13 protein-coding genes and 1 pseudogene are annotated in these 18,067 nt (G+C 44.2%); 7 read left to right on the top strand and 7 right to left on the bottom strand.

Annotation, left to right across the window (positions count from 1 at the left end):
- Nucleotides 1-6: 6 nt before the first annotated feature.
- From ACL6C3_RS26160 to ACL6C3_RS26185, 6 genes are all read right to left on the bottom strand, one after another.
- Complete coding sequence (locus ACL6C3_RS26160; RefSeq protein ID WP_413162546.1) at nt 7-1,008, bottom strand: ParA family protein; 1,002 nt, start codon at nt 1,006-1,008, stop codon at nt 7-9.
- Nucleotides 1,008-2,204: an ATP-binding protein gene (locus ACL6C3_RS26165; RefSeq protein WP_413162547.1), complete on the bottom strand. Its 1,197-nt coding sequence runs from the start codon at nt 2,202-2,204 to the stop codon at nt 1,008-1,010. The genes ACL6C3_RS26160 and ACL6C3_RS26165 overlap by 1 nt, the downstream gene beginning before the upstream one ends.
- 209 nt (nt 2,205-2,413) lie before the next feature.
- The gene (locus ACL6C3_RS26170; protein WP_413162548.1) at nt 2,414-3,259 is read right to left on the bottom strand and encodes an alpha/beta fold hydrolase; all 846 of its coding nucleotides are present in this window, start codon (nt 3,257-3,259) and stop codon (nt 2,414-2,416) included.
- A 101-nt stretch (nt 3,260-3,360) separates the two neighbouring features.
- A complete protein-coding gene (locus ACL6C3_RS26175) occupies nt 3,361-4,230 on the bottom strand; it encodes a chlorophyllase/cutinase-like alpha/beta fold protein (RefSeq protein WP_413162549.1) in 870 nt (289 codons plus the stop codon).
- A 28-nt stretch (nt 4,231-4,258) separates the two neighbouring features.
- Nucleotides 4,259-5,380 carry an aldo/keto reductase gene (locus ACL6C3_RS26180; protein WP_413162550.1) on the bottom strand — a complete coding sequence of 374 codons (1,122 nt, stop codon included), beginning with the start codon at nt 5,378-5,380 and terminating at the stop codon, nt 4,259-4,261.
- Between the two features lie 77 nt (nt 5,381-5,457).
- On the bottom strand, nt 5,458-5,967 hold the full coding sequence (locus tag ACL6C3_RS26185; protein WP_413162551.1) for a bifunctional nuclease family protein: 510 nt from the start codon (nt 5,965-5,967) through the stop codon (nt 5,458-5,460).
- A 201-nt stretch (nt 5,968-6,168) separates the two neighbouring features.
- Here ACL6C3_RS26185 and ribE point away from each other — a divergent pair, with 201 nt between their 5' ends.
- The 3 genes from ribE (at nt 6,169) to ACL6C3_RS26200 (ending at nt 9,773) form a co-directional block, all read left to right on the top strand.
- On the top strand, nt 6,169-6,885 hold the full coding sequence (ribE, locus tag ACL6C3_RS26190) for a riboflavin synthase (protein ID WP_413162553.1): 717 nt from the start codon (nt 6,169-6,171) through the stop codon (nt 6,883-6,885).
- 441 nt (nt 6,886-7,326) lie between these two features.
- Nucleotides 7,327-9,060: an NFACT family protein gene (locus ACL6C3_RS26195; RefSeq protein WP_413162554.1), complete on the top strand. Its 1,734-nt coding sequence runs from the start codon at nt 7,327-7,329 to the stop codon at nt 9,058-9,060.
- A 503-nt stretch (nt 9,061-9,563) separates the two neighbouring features.
- On the top strand, nt 9,564-9,773 hold the full coding sequence (locus ACL6C3_RS26200) for a hypothetical protein (protein ID WP_413162556.1): 210 nt from the start codon (nt 9,564-9,566) through the stop codon (nt 9,771-9,773).
- Between the two features lie 346 nt (nt 9,774-10,119).
- Here ACL6C3_RS26200 and ilvC read toward each other — a convergent pair.
- Nucleotides 10,120-11,116 (bottom strand): annotated as a pseudogene (ilvC, locus tag ACL6C3_RS26205) (ketol-acid reductoisomerase).
- A 180-nt stretch (nt 11,117-11,296) separates the two neighbouring features.
- On the opposite strand from ilvC, the gene ACL6C3_RS26210 reads away from it, so the two are divergent.
- The 4 genes from ACL6C3_RS26210 to ACL6C3_RS26225 all read left to right on the top strand — a co-directional run bounded on the left by ACL6C3_RS26210 (nt 11,297) and on the right by ACL6C3_RS26225 (nt 18,028).
- Nucleotides 11,297-11,686 carry a RidA family protein gene (locus ACL6C3_RS26210; protein ID WP_413162558.1) on the top strand — a complete coding sequence of 130 codons (390 nt, stop codon included), beginning with the start codon at nt 11,297-11,299 and terminating at the stop codon, nt 11,684-11,686.
- Between the two features lie 384 nt (nt 11,687-12,070).
- The gene (locus tag ACL6C3_RS26215; protein ID WP_413162559.1) at nt 12,071-12,355 is read left to right on the top strand and encodes a hypothetical protein; all 285 of its coding nucleotides are present in this window, start codon (nt 12,071-12,073) and stop codon (nt 12,353-12,355) included.
- Nucleotides 12,356-13,222: 867 nt separating this feature from the next.
- Nucleotides 13,223-16,879, top strand: coding sequence for a chromosome segregation protein SMC (gene smc, locus ACL6C3_RS26220; protein ID WP_413168417.1), 3,657 nt, complete (start codon nt 13,223-13,225; stop codon nt 16,877-16,879).
- Between the two features lie 138 nt (nt 16,880-17,017).
- Nucleotides 17,018-18,028 (top strand): PRC-barrel domain-containing protein, encoded by a 1,011-nt coding sequence (locus tag ACL6C3_RS26225; protein ID WP_413162561.1) that lies wholly within the window; start codon nt 17,018-17,020, stop codon nt 18,026-18,028.
- Nucleotides 18,029-18,067: the final 39 nt, after the last annotated feature.

An 18,067-nucleotide genomic window follows, 5' to 3' on the forward strand; every position in this document is an offset into this window, starting at 1 on the left:
AAAAAATTAACGAATTCCAACGGTATTCTTTACATGGTTATCAATTTCATCGGCTAATTTTTGAAAATCTCCATATGCACTTTGCACGGCTTTAATGTGAGCGCCAATCGCACCATCGGCAGGTTTTAAATGAAACATTGGTTTATGAGCTTCCTGTGCAAGAGGCATCAAGCTTTGATAATGTTTTAATAACGCCAAACAATTGGGATCGTTGGATGGAACTAATTGATAATTTTCAGGCTCATTTAAAACGGCTGTTCGATAAACATTCGGAATTCGTCCAATCCATCGTTGATAAGCCTTTACAGGACGGTCTAAGCGAACTGAATGTTGTAGAATTACATATCCAATCGGTTGCATCTGACCTTGGGGAAGTCGCAAGTCCGGAGCCGGATTTTTCCCCAATCTTTCTTTCCACTCTTCTCGCCAACGTCCTAAAGTCGGGCCGAGATTTTTTAAGCCTTGCAATGAAAATAAATCCGGTGAGAGCGGTACAACTACATAATTTGCTGCGATCAAAGCTGCACGATTAATTGCACCCAAATTCGGCCCCAAATCTGCTAAGATTAGCTCGGCTTGATGAATTTCTGCCGCCTTCTGTACAAGTCTCCAAAAAGCAGAAATAACTCGAAATGAACGCTCTTTGCGATCCATACATCCGGGCCACTCCGAGGAAAGATCATCTTCAAATCCGGACAATAACAAATCTCCAACCAATAATGCTAAATTGTCTTCAATTAATTCAATTTCGGGTGCGTCAATATCACCAATACCGCGAATTAAAGGCTGAACACAACGAAATACGGTGTTTGGCCGATAGTCCCCTTCCCAGATTTCTTCTAATCGATCTTCATCCAGAAAAGCTGCGGTAAGGTTCGCTTGGGGATCTAGATCCGCCGCAACAACTCGCAATCCCATATTTGAATACATCCAAGCTAAATGATAGACAAGAGAAGTCTTGCCTACACCTCCTTTATTATTAAAAAAAGCAATTACAGGAACAGTCATCAGCGTCTCCTAATCATAACTAAAACGTAAGTGTCTTCTACCATAAACTCCGGAAGCGGATTTCCATTTTTTTGAAGTTCTTTGCGTGCGATTTGAATTCCCATGCCAAATCTCTGCACATACCCCAAGTTTTTTAAAGCTTCTGCTAAATTGGGATTGCGGTAATCAGTTACTCCCGGTTGACCAAAGTTTTGACGGTTTACTTGTCCAAAAGGTCCTCCCGGATTTTGAATTTCAATGCGATCGCTAAACCAATTAATTCTTACAGGTGCATAGGTTCCTTCGTAAGTTCTATGTAAAACCGCATTTCTAGCAAGCTGTTGTAAAGCAACTAATGGGTAATCGGGTTGTTTGATCTCTAAAGCTTGGCTCGTAATATCAGAAGCAACAGAGATATGAGCTTGTAGCGTTTCATCTAAGTGTCTCAACAGTTGAGAAATTGATCCGGTAATCTCTTTTTGATCTTTGATCGGATCGGTTAATTCTGTTCCTTCAATCCGCAAAAATTGAATGTAGGCTCCCGGAATGAATTGCCGAGGTTCTATACCGATTACTAAAATTCCTAAATTAGTCGGTTGAAGGGGAGGATCGACACTATTAATAAATCGAACTGATGCAAGTTTCTGCTCGGACGTTCTTTGATTTTCTTCTAAGATACTGAAAGGTATACTGGCGGGTAAGTATTCTTGTTCAAACAGTTTTAAATCCAGATCGTTTAAGCTCGCAGAAGGTAAACTTTGAATATCAAATGGTAAATCTTTAGAACGTCGTTTTTCTGAAAGGCGACGTTCTTCTTCGGCTGTGGCTGTAGCTCGGCGCGGCCCAATTCTGTCACAAACTCGTCCGTTATATCGGACAGGAGGAGCATCGGATGGTTGTACAATCACCACCGCTAATTCACACCCTCCTAGAGTCATTTTTTGAACTGTTATTGTTGGGAAAGGAAGTATATTCCCATCCGATCGCATATCAGAAAGAGTTGTTAAAATTTCATCTGTGATGCTAAGATTAGCACAACTGCCATCATCATTGACTCCAATAAAAAGTATCCCCGGTTTCTGATGGTTTGGGAGATCGTTGGCAAAAGCACAAATCGTTTCCCGAAGTTTTCCTCTGTCTTTTGATACTGAAGCTTTACGCTCTACCCGATCTGATTCTAAATCTTTAAGTAAGCTTTCTAACTCAGAGCTATCCATTGGTTATCGTCTCCCTATCTGTGATCAACTCGAAATTAATTCATTTGGTAAAACATCCCGTTATTCAACAAAGTATAATTTTCAATGACAACCCGATTTAATTATAAGACTTTTTTCTCGATCTTGAAATTTGATCGACTCGTAAAAATAAAATAAAAAAATAAATTGCGAGTCCCTCTCGGGTGAGGAGAGGGATTGAACGTTAAGTTTTAAACGGCTTGTTTTCTCAAGAACAATAACAACGATTCGCCAATTTCTTTCGGCCAATGATCTTGAGGATAATGTCCGGCTTTTTCTAACTTCACCAACTCCGAACCTCTGACCAAATTTGCAAATTCTTCCGCCTGTTCAACACCCAACCAAGGATCGGCGACTCCCCAAATAATTTGAGTCGGATTTTCCCAGGCTTTAAACCCCGTTGAAATTTCCGCCATCGCCTCTTTTAGCTTTAAATTTTTAATCGTCGCCAACAGCGATCGCCCCGAAGCAGAACTTTTTAAAAACGGACTGCGATAAACATCCAAATCTTTATCTTCGATCACGTAACCGCTTCCCCCTTCCAACGTTCGATCCACCAGTAACGGATCTTGCGTCATCATATCCCCAACAAACGGTAAACCCATTTGTTTGATTTTCCAGGGAAGTTTAGCCGTCGGAGAAACGGGCGCATTAATCACAATTAAACGGTCAATTTTATCGGGATTTTTTAACGCATATTGTAAACCAACCGAACCCAAAAAACCCTGTACAACCAGATGAAATTTCTCAAGTTCTAAAGCGTCAATCAACTCCGATAACGCCTTCAAAAACGCATCGGGAGTATAGGAAAAATCCCGTTTATCCGCTTTACAAGAAAACCCCGATCCGATCCAGTCTGGTGCGATCGCCCGATACCCTTTGGCGGCTAATTCTTCCATCAAGACCACCCAACTGTAACTCTGAGAAACCAACCCGTGTAACAGCAAAATGGGAGATTTATCGGTTTTTTCCGGTTTGGCTTCTCGATAAAACCATTCTAACGATCCGATTTTGATTGTATTTTTATCCAAGGTCACTGTTATTGTTAATTTGAATGTAGGGGATATTATACTACTCATCTCCGCCAAAAAACCCACCCGTTCAAAAAAAGCGGGTTTTCTAGTCAAACCCCCGAGAATTATCCCTCACAAACCACCCTGACTTGTTCGTTGGAAAAATTGCGATTATTTGATAAAATATCTAAAGAAGCTTGTTGCTTGAAAACATAAGCCTGTAAAAACAACCCGCTCCACTCCGCAATGATTTTAACCGATTCTGCTTGTTTAACTTGGGGTTGAATCTGTTCTTCCGGCCCATCTTTGGGCTGAGAAACATCAGTTATTCCATAATGATTTATGCCTTGAATTTGAATAAAAGCCTTCGGACTATCGGCTATATTGTTATAAGTTCTTTGAGTCAATTCGGGTAACACAATACTATCCAGTTCACCGGCAATTAAAGCGATGGGAATTCCTGAATTTTGTATCGTCAGCGTTCCCGCTTCTTTTCTCAAAAGATTCGTTCCATAAAAAACCCCTGCAACCAACTCGGGAGGTCTAATATATTTTTTCTGGGAAATCTCCTCAACCGTTTCTGAATAACGAATCGCTTCTAAACCGGTAATTCCCCCGCAAGAATGACCAAATAAAACCAGTTTTTCCCGGTCCAAACGGTCTAGCATTTTATCATTTTCTTGACTGGGGTTACTTTTAAAATAATCTAAAATCGCTTTAATTTGAGTCAATTCTGGGGCGAGATAAGTCCGACCGGGTGGGATATGATTGGGAACAATAACCACAAATCCGGCAGTGGCAATTAATCGCGAAAATAGAGTATAATATAATTTATCAACCTCAAAACCTTGTAAAAACAAAGCCATCGGACAGCTAAAATTAGGATTGGGCAGTTGGGATAAATCGGGATAATAAATATCAGCTTCATCCCCATTGGTTGCAATAACAGTCGGATAACTTTTAACTTGAGTCAGTTCACAGACAGGTTGAAACATATCCCGATCATCTCCTTTTTCTTCCCATTTATTCCCATAGCCGTCGCCCTTCTTTCCCGTGTAAACGTTGGTGAGTATCCCTCAGCAGCGTCGGAATATCCAACTTTTCTGGACAACGGGGTAAACAGTCCCCACAGTCGGTACAGCGGTTTCCCTTGCGACCGGGGAACCAATGACCCGCATTTTCAAACATTCGATACCGATACTTTCCAAACTCCGTCATCTCGTAAGCAACGGCCAAATTTCGCAACCGCAACACTTCCGGGATATTAATCCCCTCGGGACAGGGCAAACACTCGTAACACTGGCTACAGCGTTCATTTCCCAACACCTGTCCCTGAGTCGCCTCCAAACGGTCTAAAACCCCTTTCTCCTCCTCCGTTAACTCCCCATCCCGATCCGCCACCATCAAAGGCCGGGACAACTCCTCCGGGTTCGCCGCCCCCACGCTTAACGTCGTAATCCGGCGATCGCTCAACAAAAAGCGATAATTCAGCATCAGAGGAGAAAAAGGCCGACACAACCGTTCTAAATGGGGGGGAGGGGTATAAAGCTGTCCGCCCTTATCTGCCGGGGAAATAATAAATATCCCCATATCGTTTTGACTGGCTAACTCAATCGCCGCTGCATTGCGCCGAAAAAAATAGTAATAATGCAGGTTGACAAATTCAAACAAATGTGTATTAATAGCAGCGAGAATCACCTCTAGGGGGGCGTGTGTCGAAAAACCAACGTGTCTGACTCGCCCATCCTCAAGAGCCTTCTGCACCCCAGACATACCCGCGATCGCCTGGTCGAGATGTTCCCAGGTATTAATCCCGTGAAGGGCTAAACAATCGAGATAATCGAGATTTAGCCGTTCCAAGGACTGATCAACCCCCCGTTCCATCTCGCTCGGATCGGCAGACGGGGTAAATTTTGATGTGATGTAAAGTTGCGATCGCGAAACCGGCAACCCGGCTAACAATGCAGCACCCAAAAACCGTTCACTCTGCCCATACCCGCTTGCCGTCTCAAAATGATTAATCCCTTTGGATACTGCCTGCTGCACTGTTTTAAACGCAATTTCGGCCGACGCCAGGTATCGCATTGTCCCAAGCGAAAGCACAGAAAGGCGTAGCCCGGTTTGACCAAAGCGCCGATAACGCATTTTAAATTTCAGATGTGAGATAGGGGAAAAAGAGCCAAATTTTTCTTAATCAAACCCTCCGCCACTGTAAACCCCGACTATTGGGCCTCATCTTTTTTGCGAAAATCGGAGCGTTTGATCAGATCTTGCGGACTCAGATTGGAGACAAACTCCCGGAAAGCCCGACGTTCGGCCTCATCCGCCTCGCGATCGACCGGAATTGAAGCATCCGCAACCACTTCCTCCATTACCCAAATTGGGCTATCGGTGCGTAAAGCCAGAGCGATCGCATCGCTTGGACGAGCATCAATTTCCTTTTTGATGTCTCCTTGACGCACAATCAAGACCGCATAAAAGGTATTATCTTGCAGGGAGTGGATCACAATCCGTTCCAAAGTCATTTCCCAAGAATCCATTAAATTCACGAACAGATCGTGAGTCAAAGGTCTAGGGGGTTTATGGTTTTCCAATGCGCCGATTATCGATCGAGCTTGATCCTGACCTATAAAAATAGGTAAGGCCCGCCGCTCTGAAGCATCCCTCAAAAGAACGATAGGACTGCGAGTAGCGGCATCTAGCGCGATTCCGGCGACTTTCATTTCAATCATCGACTCAGCCTCGATAAAATACTTTAGGCAAACGAGTGATCAAACCCGTAGAAAGAACATCCTGCATTCCAGTATGCCTTGAAATTCCCTGAAATCAACAATCGATTTTTGTTTGACCCCTCAAAAGTCAAACTCAGCTTTCGAGTCATACGCGAATTCAGCTTTGTTCACTTAACATTGATCCCCTACTGAAAAAATGCCATGTTCACAGGATTAATTCAAGCCTTAGGGATGATTCGGCCACTAACAGACGAACAGTTCCAAATCTCCTGCGTCTCCGGTCAAACTGATTCAATCTTAGAAGATTTAGCCATTGGTGACAGTGTGGCAGTTAACGGGGTCTGTCTGACAGTTGTTGAAATCGTAGAAGGGGGATTTGTAGCCACAGCCTCTCCAGAAACCCTGCGTCGGACAACATTCGGACAAGATCTCAACGGCTATTTTAACCTCGAAACCTCCCTGCGTGCAGGTAGCAAGTTGGGCGGACACTTCGTAACAGGTCACGTTGATGGGATTGGATGCTTGCAGTCTTCAATTCAAACCGCGAGTTCCTGGGAAATGCAGTTCACCGCCCCCCCAGAAGGCCTAAACCTATGGTATCAACAAATCGCCCCTTATATTGTCCCCAAGGGTAGCATCGCCATCAACGGCATCAGTCTCACCATTTCCAACTGCGATCGCGAAGGAAACTGGTTTGGGGTTGCCGTAATTCCTCACACCTACGACGAAACCAATCTAAAGTACCTCAAACCCGGCAGTTGGGTCAATCTCGAAGCCGACATCCTGGGGAAATATGTTGCCAAATTCCTCAGAAGTACCCCCCACCCCTCCACCTCTCCCCTTTTCGAGGAAATGTCTCCTATTTCTACAATAGAAGAAATTACCCCCGATTTTCTCGCCGAACACGGATTCGGTTAAATCAGTCACCAGTCACCAGTGAGCGTAGGGGCGGGTTCCGCCTAGATCTATCTCTGTTATCAATAACCTCTGTAAACCCGCCCCTTCTGCCCACATCCCCGGAGATGGGGCGGCTTTATGTAACTTATTTCAGGGATAGATACACAATTGCAGAACCCGCCCTTACTGCCGAGAACCCCGAAGATGGGGCGGGTTTATGTAACTTATTTCAGGGATAGATACATCATTGCAGAACCCGCCTCTACAAACCTGACACCCGACACCCATCTGGGGGCGGGTTTATGTAACTTATTTCAGGGATAGATACATCATTGCAGAACCCGCCCCTACAAACCTGACACCCGACACCCATCTACGGGGCGGGTTAATATAAATTGTTGGCTGGGAGATGATAGATCTATTCCGAACCCGCCCCTACACGACTCCTCACACCGCACGATCATGCAACCCGTTGACTACACAACTTTATTGGCCGCCTGTGCTGAACTTCGTCAAGAATGGCTCCCCGCCCGTCTCGAACAAGTTTATCAGCGCGATCGCTTTACAATTTCCCTGCTGTTACGCACCCTCAAACGCAAGGGATGGCTAGACATTTCTTGGCATCCCCAAGCCGCCCGAATGTGCATCGGCGACCCGCCCCCCCGCACACCCGATACTTTTACCTTTAGCGATCAACTGCGACATCAGTTAAATGGTTTGGCCCTGGTTGCGATCGCTTCGGTTTCCCCTTGGGAACGGGTACTCGACTTACAATTTGCCAAACGACCCGGAGACAGTCCGCTGTGGCATCTCTACGTGGAAGTAATGAGCAAATACAGTAACGTTGTATTAACCGGAAAGGATAATCTTATTGTTACTCCGGCTCATCAAGTCAGCAGCCAACAGTCGAGCGTTCGGCCCATCCAAACCGGCCAACCCTACGAACTCCCGCCCACCCTCACCGATCCGATTCCCCGGTTAAATGAACCTCAAGATCAATGGCAACGACGGGTAAGTTTAATTCCCGGTTCCCTCAAGCGCCAACTGTTGAAAAGCTATCGGGGGTTAAGTTCGGCTTTGGTGATCAAAATGGTTCAAGCCGCAGGATTAGATCCAGAATGCACAACCGACAGCCTCACAGACGGCGAATGGAATTGTTTATTTGAATGTTGGTGTGAGTGGTTAAAAGCCTTAGAAACCTCCAACTTTCAACCCCATTTTACCGAAACGGGATATTCTGTTATCGCTTGGAATAACACCCCCGTAGAAACTTCTGTAAAAACCGTACAAGAACTCTTAAACCGTTACTATACCGCAGAATTAAACCAAAATGAATTTAAGCAACTCCGCCATCAAATTATTCAAAAACTCAACAATATTCTCGGTAAATTGCGTCAAAAAGCAGACGGTTTCATCGAACGTCTAAAACAGTCCGACGAAGCCGACAACTATCGCGCCCAAGCCGATTTATTAATGGCTTCCCTGCACGAATGGCAACCGGGAATGAAAACAATAACCCTTTCTGATTTTGAAACCGGAGAACCCGTTAAAATTCCCCTCGACCCCGAAAAAAATGCCGTTCAAAATGCCCAAGCCTATTACAAACGCCATCAAAAATTAAAACGCGCCCGAATAGCCGTAGAACCGCTTTTAGCCGAAGTAAAAGCCGAAATCGATTATCTCGAACAAGTCGAAGCAGCCATCGCCCAAATAGAAGCTTATCAATCTCCAGAAGACTTACAAACTCTCGCTGAAATACGAGACGAACTCACCCAACAAGGTTATTTTAATAAAACCGATTATCAAAATCGTTCAACAACTGAAACCGAATTTTATCGGTATCAAACTCCCAGTGGTTTTGAATTATTAGTCGGACGAAATAACCGTCAAAATGATTTATTGACCTCAAAAGTTGCCGGAGATTATGATTTATGGTTTCATACCCAAGAAATACCCGGAAGTCATGTATTATTACGACTCAACGCAGGAGTTGTCCCCGACGAGACGGATTTGCAGTTTGTAGCGAATTTAACAGCATTTTACAGTCGCGCCCGTCAGAGTGAACAAGTTCCGGTGATTTATACCAAACCCAAACACGTCTACAAACCCAAAGGCGCAAAACCGGGAATGGTCATCTACAAGCATGAAACCGTAATTTGGGGTAATCCTCAACAGTCACCAGTTATTAGGGAATAGGGGATAGGGAATAGGCAAGAGGCAATAGGGAAGGGGGAAGGAGGAAGGGGTAAGGGGGAAGGGGTAAGAGTGTTAACTTCTGACTTCTTTCCTCCCCCATCTCCCCCTGCACCCCATCTTCTGACTTCTGACTTCTGAACTTCTGACTTCTTTGGTCCCGACTTCCGACAAGATGGGTGAAAACACTGTCGGAAAAGTTGGTGTTTTTTGTTACAATCGAGAATTAGGGAGATTTGAGAACTCCAACCCGCAGGTTACACGGGAACGTACCTCCTGGGTTTGTCTCAAATCGAAACAACAACGGTGCTTTTCATTGTAACTCTAGACCAGTTTAGGCTGGTCTTTTTATTTTAATCTTTAGAAATGAATTTGAGGTCAGTCCGGGGACAGAGGCCTAAAGGAACATTTTTCTTTCAAGTAGAGAATTCACCTCAAAGGGATATCTACTGATTACAATATTGCTCAGAGAGACTTTTAGTTAAATTTTTATAAACTCGACTCAGATGAATCCTAAAAAGCTACTCGGTATTTTCTTCCTACTCTTAGTCGCGATATTTATCACCTCGGGCGATCAATACGAATTTCTCCCCCCGTCCGCTAGAGAAGCCAGCGTCAAAAGTCGAGAGTTCATCGTTGGTTTGTGGCCCGACTGGTTAAGACCCAAAGACCGAGATGCCGAACGAGAGAGAGAACTTGAACAATTACAGCAGTAAGGAAGCCAATAAACAGTTTTTACACCTCAGCAGTGTTGTAGGGGCGGGTTCTGCAATGGGCGTATGTGACTGACAAATAAATTGGATAAACCCGCCCCTACAGGATGGGGGAGGGTTTAGTTCAGTTATAGCGGTGTGCGATCGTGTGAGGTACAAGCCAAAAACCCGGTAACTTTTACGCGCACCGGGTTTTTTAGTCTCTACTGTACTTCATTCAACTGAAAACCGCTATATCTGTGGGAAAACAGAGATTTTTACAGAGGCGCGCCCCGACAGGATGGGGGCGGGTTTAGTTCAGTTATCTGTGGGAAAACATAGATTTTTACAGAGGCGCGCCCCTACAGGATTATTTCTTCTTCAGCCAGCTAAACATCGCCCGTAAATCTTTTCCAACTTCCTCGATGGGATGTTCGGCTTCTTTGCGACGCATGGCGGTAAAACCCGGTTTACCCGATTGATTTTCTAAGACAAACTCTCGCGCAAATTGACCCGTTTGAATCTCTTTAAGAATTTTACGCATTTCAGCCCGAGTTTCATCGGTAATAATCCGGGGGGCCGCGAGTATAATCGCCGTATTCTGCCGTATTAGAAATACTATCGCGCATATTCGCCAAACCGCCCTCAACCACCAAGTCAACAATCAGTTTAACTTCGTGTAAACATTCAAAATAAGCCAATTCCGGTTGATAACCCGCCTCAACCAACGTTTCAAAGCCGGATTTGATTAATTCACTCAAACCGCCACACAACACCACCTGTTCGCCAAATAAATCGGTTTCGGTTTCTTCGCGGAAAGTCGTCTGTAAAATTCCGCCACGAGTTCCGCCAATACCTTTAGCATAAGCCATAGCGCGATCGCGAGCTTGACCGGAAGCATCTTGATACACCGCAAACAAACAGGGTACCCCTTGTCCTTCGGTATAGGTGCGGCGAACCAGATGACCGGGGCCTTTGGGCGCGACCATAATCACGTCTACCTCGGGTGGAGGTACAACTTGACCAAAGTGTATATTAAAGCCGTGAGCAAAGGCTAAAATTTTACCCTCGCTTAAATGGGGTTCAATTTCGGTTTTGTAAACGGTTTTCTGCACTTCATCCGGTAACAGGATCATAATCAAGTCCGCCACCTTTGCGGCTTCGTCAACCGAATGAACCGTTAACCCCTCATCTTTGGCTTTGGGGGCGGACTTACTACCCGGATACAGCCCGACGACTACGTTTATACCACTGTCTTTGAGGTTGAGGGCGTGAGCGTGACCTTGGGAACCATAACCAATAATTGCAACTGTTTTATCTGCCAATAAGTCCAGATTGGCATCTGCATCATAGTACATCCGAGCCATAGTGGGTATCTCCTTGCAATACTTGTGAGGGGTGTCGTGCAAAACCTTTATCCTATCACGAGTCAGTCACCCCTTTTGAAAATAAAATTTACACCTTAAACCGTTGAGGGTAATCTATAGGATAAAATTAATCGACTTCAACCCTCAAAAATTTAAGGTTTTCTGTAGCAATTATTAACAATGTTGGAATATATCACCTTACCCGATAATATTTTACCTCCCGTTGCACCCTATTCTCATGCCGTGCGAGCGGGTGATTTCTTGTTTGTTACCGGACAACTTCCCGAAAATCCCAATACGGGAGAAATTACTAAAGGAACCATTGAACAACAAACCCAACAAGTGATGGAAAATTTAAGGTTAGTTCTCGAACACGCCGGAACCGATTTTAATCGCGTTGTCATGTCGCGAATTTTTTTAACTGATTTTCGCGATTATCAAACTGTTAACCAAATTTATGCCTCTTATTTTAACTCGAAACGTTTACCCGGTCGCACCACAGTCGGCGTTCTCGGACTGGCGGGTTGCGGAGATGTCGAGATTGATTTAATTGTATATTGTGGAGATTAATCCGCTTTTCGATTCTGAAGTCCACCCTCCCAAGTAAGAGAAGTAAAAACCAAAAGGAGGAAAGGGATCAGCTACATAGGATACAAATCCGAGGTTAAATTGACAAAAAACAGTTAAGTTCTATAAAGTTATGTAAAGTTAGGTCTGTTTTTCTTTCCCCGAAAAAAAATTTAATTTCCTTGAGTACCTAGAGGAGATTGAATTTAGAGCATTTCAGTCCCTTCGGCCAACAGTTTACAGTATGAAAACTCCTGTTAAGTCTTATTTCAGCTTCACTAATAAACTGGATAACCAGGGTAATTTATGATTCATACTAGAAGAAAGACACGCAATTGATTAATGCAGTGTCTCACTGTTGAATCTATTTTGATAAACTTTGGTGATATGAGACGACCTTCACAATTAACCCGGTTAATTTGGGACTTCTATCGTGAAAATCACGAAGAATTGCAACAACTTCAATCCTTAGCTAGATGCAAAGTCTATCGACGCTGGGGTGTGTTGCATATCCAATGTGTTAATCAAGAAATGGCAAACTTGATGGCATCTTCTCAAAAGATTTTAAGAGAACCGATTTCACAAATGCGCCTTGCTCAAAAAATCAAAATCTCCGTTAAAAACATGACGGTAGCTGTATTTGATGTCAAACCCGATACCATCACTGCTTAACCCACTCGATCTTAGCTCAATTCCTGCAATCTCCAACGGTTGCAGGCTTTAATTAAACGAATACAAGAAGACAAAATACCGTTACTCTTTTTAATTTTAAAAGAATTCTCCTGAACTTCTACATCCAGAACAGAAACATGAATCAGTAGATGCACCCTGATGATGTTCCCTTGGCGAAAGCTAAGGGTTTTTTTTTGCTTTCAAGCTTTCCCAAAAATTTCACAATTTGGGGATAATTCAACTTAAATTGATATCAAAAAAATTCTGAAAAAATTCCGGAAGCCTCTTGATATTACCAGAAGAACGGAACAGGAGTAGATGCACCCCGATCAATTAGCCCTCAGCTTCGTCTGAGGGTTTTTTTTTCAGTTTTCAGTGAACAGTCAACAGTGACCCGTTAACAGCTTTTCCCTAGTTACTCTCCTTGAAAAGAATAAAATCCCAAAAACCCGGTAACTCATAAGAAACCGGGTTTTTAATCCAACTGTGCCTCGAAAAATGGAAAACCGCTATATTTTCCCAGAAATAACCCAAATGAAATTTAATCAAACATCCGGAATACCTTCAACACTCCCAGAAATAAATAGATGAGTAGATGCACCCTGATGGTTATCCCCTAGCTGCGGTTAGGGGGTTTTTTTTGGCACCTTTTTCTAAAAAATATTCTAAATTCTCCGGAAACCCTCCACCCCCTACAGAAACATAACCTAGTAGATGCACCCTGATCAATAATCCTTCGGCTTTCGCTGGAGGATTTTTTTAGTCTTTTGCAGAAGTTCTGGCGATCGCGATGACGAAATGGACAAGTAGTGTGCTACTCTGTTGAAGATAAACACACAGTTAGCCACAGGTACAGTTCAGGCGTACATGGTTCACATCAAGCGCGTAGAACTCACCAATTTCAAATCATTTGGCGGTACGACGGATATTCCGTTGCTACCCGGCTTTACTGTGGTTTCGGGGCCTAACGGTTCGGGAAAGTCAAATATCCTCGATGCGCTACTGTTTGCATTGGGACTATCTTCGTCTAAAGGAATGCGCGCCGAACGTTTACCGGACTTGGTAAATAACAGCCAAAGCCGCAAAACCACCGTTGAAACCCGCGTAACCGTAACCTTTGACCTATCCCAAGATAGCCATTTGTGGTCAGCTATTCGGCGAAATGGGAAGTTCTACGCAGACGAAGAACTCGCAGAATTAGACACCGACGAACCCGCAGAAACCCCTAACGGTTCAGATATCACAGAAGAACCCGAAACGCAAGTATTCACCCCGGAATGGAGTGTTACCCGAAAACTGCGCGTTACCAAACAGGGAACCTACACTTCTACCTACTACATCAACGGAGAAGCCTGTACCCAAACCGAACTGCACGAACAACTGAATAATCTTCGCATCTACCCGGAAGGATATAACGTTGTTCTTCAAGGGGATGTTACCAGTATTATTACCATGAAAGCCCGGGAACGTCGAGAAATTATCGATGAGTTGGCGGGAGTGGCGCAATTTGATCGTAAAATAGCTTTAGCCAAAGAGAAGTTAGATACGGTAAAAGAAAGAGAAGAACGGAGTCGAATTGTTGAACAAGAATTAATCGCCCAACGCGATCGCCTCAACAAAGATCGGGTCAAAGCCGAAAAATATCAAAAATTGCGGGATGAAGTTCAACAAAAAGTGGAATGGGAAGCCGTTCTAAATTATCAAACCCTACAAAAACAAACCTTTAAACTGCGAGAACAAATAGAAGCGGGAGATAGATCTTTAAACGAACTCAATGAAAATCTCCAACAACAAACCAATCAAATCCAAAAAACTACAGCCCAATTAGAACAGTTAAACGCCCGAGTCAAAGCAATGGGCGAACAAGAATTAATTGATTTACAATCAACCTTAGCCACCCAAGAAGCGGAAAATCGACAATTACAACAGCGCCAACGGGAAACCGAAACCGCCATTCAAAACACCCAAAGCCAAATTCAACAAACCCAAGAAGAACGACAAAACTATCAACAAACCCTAGAAACTATCGCCTCTCAGCGAGAAGTAGAAACCCATAATTTACAAGTTCGCACAACCGAACGAGATCAGGTTCAACAAAGCCTCAACCAAACCCGCCAAGCGGCGAGTCAAGTCGCCCAACAAGCGGAAGCATGGATGCAACAACAAACCGATCTTCACCGCAAAATAGAAACCCTACAAAAAAATCTCGATCCCCAACGAACAGAACGGGCTAAACTGACAGAAAGAGTTAATCAACTCCAACGTCAAATAAACGAACAACAGCAATCTTTGGTTTCAACTCAAGACCAGTTAGAGACTGCTGAAACAGAAATCAAAACCGTGACTGAACAGCGAGAAAATGCCCGTCAAACTACAGAAAGTCTCGCTCAAATTGTGGCACAAGCCGAACAAGAATTACAACTGCAACAAGAAACTCAGACGCGACTGTTGCGGGAACAACGGGAAAAACAGCGTCAACTCGATAAACTCGAAGCCCAACAACAAGCCCAACAAGAAGCCACAGGAACCTATGCTACAAAAGTGATTGTACAGTCTGGACTTCCGGGTGTTTGTGGGTTAGTTTGTCAGTTGGGACGAGTTGAACCCGACTATCAATTAGCATTAGAAATAGCTGCGGGTGGACGGTTAGGAAATTTGGTGGTAGAAGATGATGGGGTCGCGGCGGCGGGGATAGAATTATTAAAGCGCCAAAAAGCGGGAAGGATTACCTTTTTACCCCTGAATAAAATTCGCCCGAATAAAGGGGGAATGGGGAATATTTCGACCATGCGATCGCTTGAGGGTTTTGTGGATTTTGCGGTAAATTTGATAGAATGCGATCGCCAGTATGAAAATATTTTTGCCTATGTATTTGGAAATACGATGGTGTTTGATAATGTAAATAATGCTCGCCGTTATATTGGTCAGCACCGCATGGTAACATTAGATGGGGAGTTGTTAGAAACGAGCGGGGCGATGACGGGAGGAAGTCAAAGTTCTCGTTCAACATTGCATTTTGGGACGCTGGATGAAACGAGTTCCGAAAGTCAAATGATTGCAAATTTGCGTCAGCGGTTAGAAGAAATTGAACGGATTTTAGAGCGGTGTATGCGGGCGATATCCGATTTAACGATAGCGGTAAAAGAGCGATCGCAAGGGTTGATAGAAGCCCGTCAAACGTTGAGAGATCATCAACAAAGGGTGGGTTTAATTGAGTCGGAAATTCAAAGTTTAACGGCTCAAAAAGAGAGTTTACAGACCCAATTAAATCAAAATATTCAAGAACTGAATACCGCTCAAAATCGGCTGCAAACCTTAGAAAGAGAGATTCCCATACAAGAGAATCAATTGCAGCGCGATCGCGAAAATTTAGCGCAATTAGAAGAAGCGCACAGCCACAGCGAATGGCAACAATTACAAACCATATTGCGATCGCAAGAAACCGATTTACAAACCCAAGAAACTGCTTTACAACAAGTACAGCAACGGTTAATTGAGTTGGATAGTCAGCAACAGCGCATCGAAGAAAAAATCGAAGAAGGAAAACAGCGAATAGAAGATTATCAAGAACAGCAAGAATTACAAAATCATCAACGGCGAGAAATTAAACAACAATTGACTCGTTTACAAGAACAAATTAGTCAAACTCGCGAGGCGGTGTTGAAAGTAGAAAGTCGTTTGGGAGAAGAAAAACAACAGCGAGACCAAGTAGAAACCCAATTGCGAGAGCAACATTTGGCAAAACAACAGTTAGAATGGCAAATTCAAAAACTACAAGAAACCCAACAGGGGCGACGAGAACAACTAGAGATTAAACAAGAACAGTTAGCGACACAAAAAGCCGAACTGAGCGATCCGTTGCCAGAAATACCCGAAAATTTAGATTTGGCATCCCTACAACGGGAATTAAAAACGCTGCAAAAACAAATGGAAGCGTTAGAACCCGTCAATATGTTAGCCCTAGAAGAATACGAACGAACTCAAGCCCGTTTAGAAGAATTAACTCAAAAATTAAGCACCTTAGAAGGGGAACGAACCGAACTGTTATTAAGAATCGAAAACTTTACCACCCTGCGACAGCGGGCGTTTCAAGAAGCCTTTGATGCGGTCAACGAAAACTTTCAAACCATTTTCGCCGAATTATCCGACGGAGACGGTTATCTGCAAATAGACGATCCAGAAGATCCGTTTAATAGCGGTTTAAACCTGATCGCCCACCCCAAAGGTAAACCAGTACAACGGTTGGCGTCAATGTCCGGGGGAGAAAAATCGTTAACCGCCCTCAGCTTTATATTCTCATTGCAGCGCTATCGGCCCTCGCCATTTTATGCTTTCGATGAAGTGGATATGTTTTTAGACGGGGCAAATGTGGAACGATTAGCTAAAATGATAAAAAGACAGGCACAACAAGCTCAATTTATTGTTGTGAGTTTACGCCGACCCATGATGGAAGCATCAGAGCGGACGATTGGAGTGACCCAAGCACGGGGAGCCTATACACAAGTGTTAGGAATACAGCTATAAAGCTGCCCGTTTTTACAAATCAGTGCATTAAGATCTTGAATTGCATCAAGGTCAGTCAAAAATCAGTCACTCGGGATTACCGCTCGCGGGTTGTGTAGAGTAATATGTATGTTTAATTGCATCTAGATTTGGCCAAGCATGACATTTGAAACTATCCGCCAACGCTCCGAGCTTCTCGGCACTCAAGTGATTACCCGTGATAGAGGCAAGCGACTCGGGATTGTTAGTCAATTGTGGGTAGATGTAGACCAGCGTGAGATTGTAGCGATTGGACTCCGAGACAACTTTTTGGCAGTCGCGGGTTTGCCAAAATATATGTATCTCAGCAGTGTTCGTGAAATCGGCGACGTGATCTTGGTGGATGATGAAAGAGTCCTCGAAGACGATGTAGACGTCGAAGCCTACAGTACCCTGATTAACAGCGAAGTCATCACCGAAACCGGAGAACCGCTAGGACGAGTCCGAGGGTTTAAATTTGACCCACTCAATGGCAAGCTGATTTCGATTATTATTGCTTCGGTTGGTCTTCCCCAAATTCCCGATCAGATTATTAGCACCTACGAACTCTCCGTCGATGAGATTGTCAGTAGTGGGCCTAACCGTTTGATCGTGTTTGAACGGGCCGAAGAAAAACTGCAACAGCTAACCGTCGGAGTCCTCGAACGCATGGGCCTTGGAGAAGCCCCTTGGGAAAAAGAAGAGGAAGGAATGTATTATCCTCCGACCGTTAAACCCGCCAACCAACTCGGGAAAGGAACCCCTCAAACCCAACCTCAGCGAGAATTCCAGCAAACAGCGCCCGTTGTCGAAGAAGTTTGGGAAGACGAACCCGAATGGCAAGAACCGGCCGCACCTCAACCCCTGCGTCAGCCCGAACCCGTTTATGATGACTACGAGGATGATAACTGGTCTGACGTCGAAGCAGAGGAATATGAGCAAGGCTACTCCGAGCGAGAATATGTTCCCGTAGAAGCCCCCTACGAGGAACAACGCTATACCGCCCGTGAGTATGAGTACGAATACGAAGACGATGTAGAATCCGACGCCTGGGCCGATGATGAAACACCCAAGCCCTATCAACCGCCTCGGGTGAACATCCCAGAGAAAAAGAAAATGCCCGAATACGAGGAAGAACCCGGAGGTTACTAAACGTTGTTTAGAATACTAAGTGTTTAGTATTGACCTCCT

It is taken from the genome of Capilliphycus salinus ALCB114379, from assembly GCF_047276495.1.
GTDB lineage: Bacteria > Cyanobacteriota > Cyanobacteriia > Cyanobacteriales > Microcoleaceae > Capilliphycus > Capilliphycus salinus.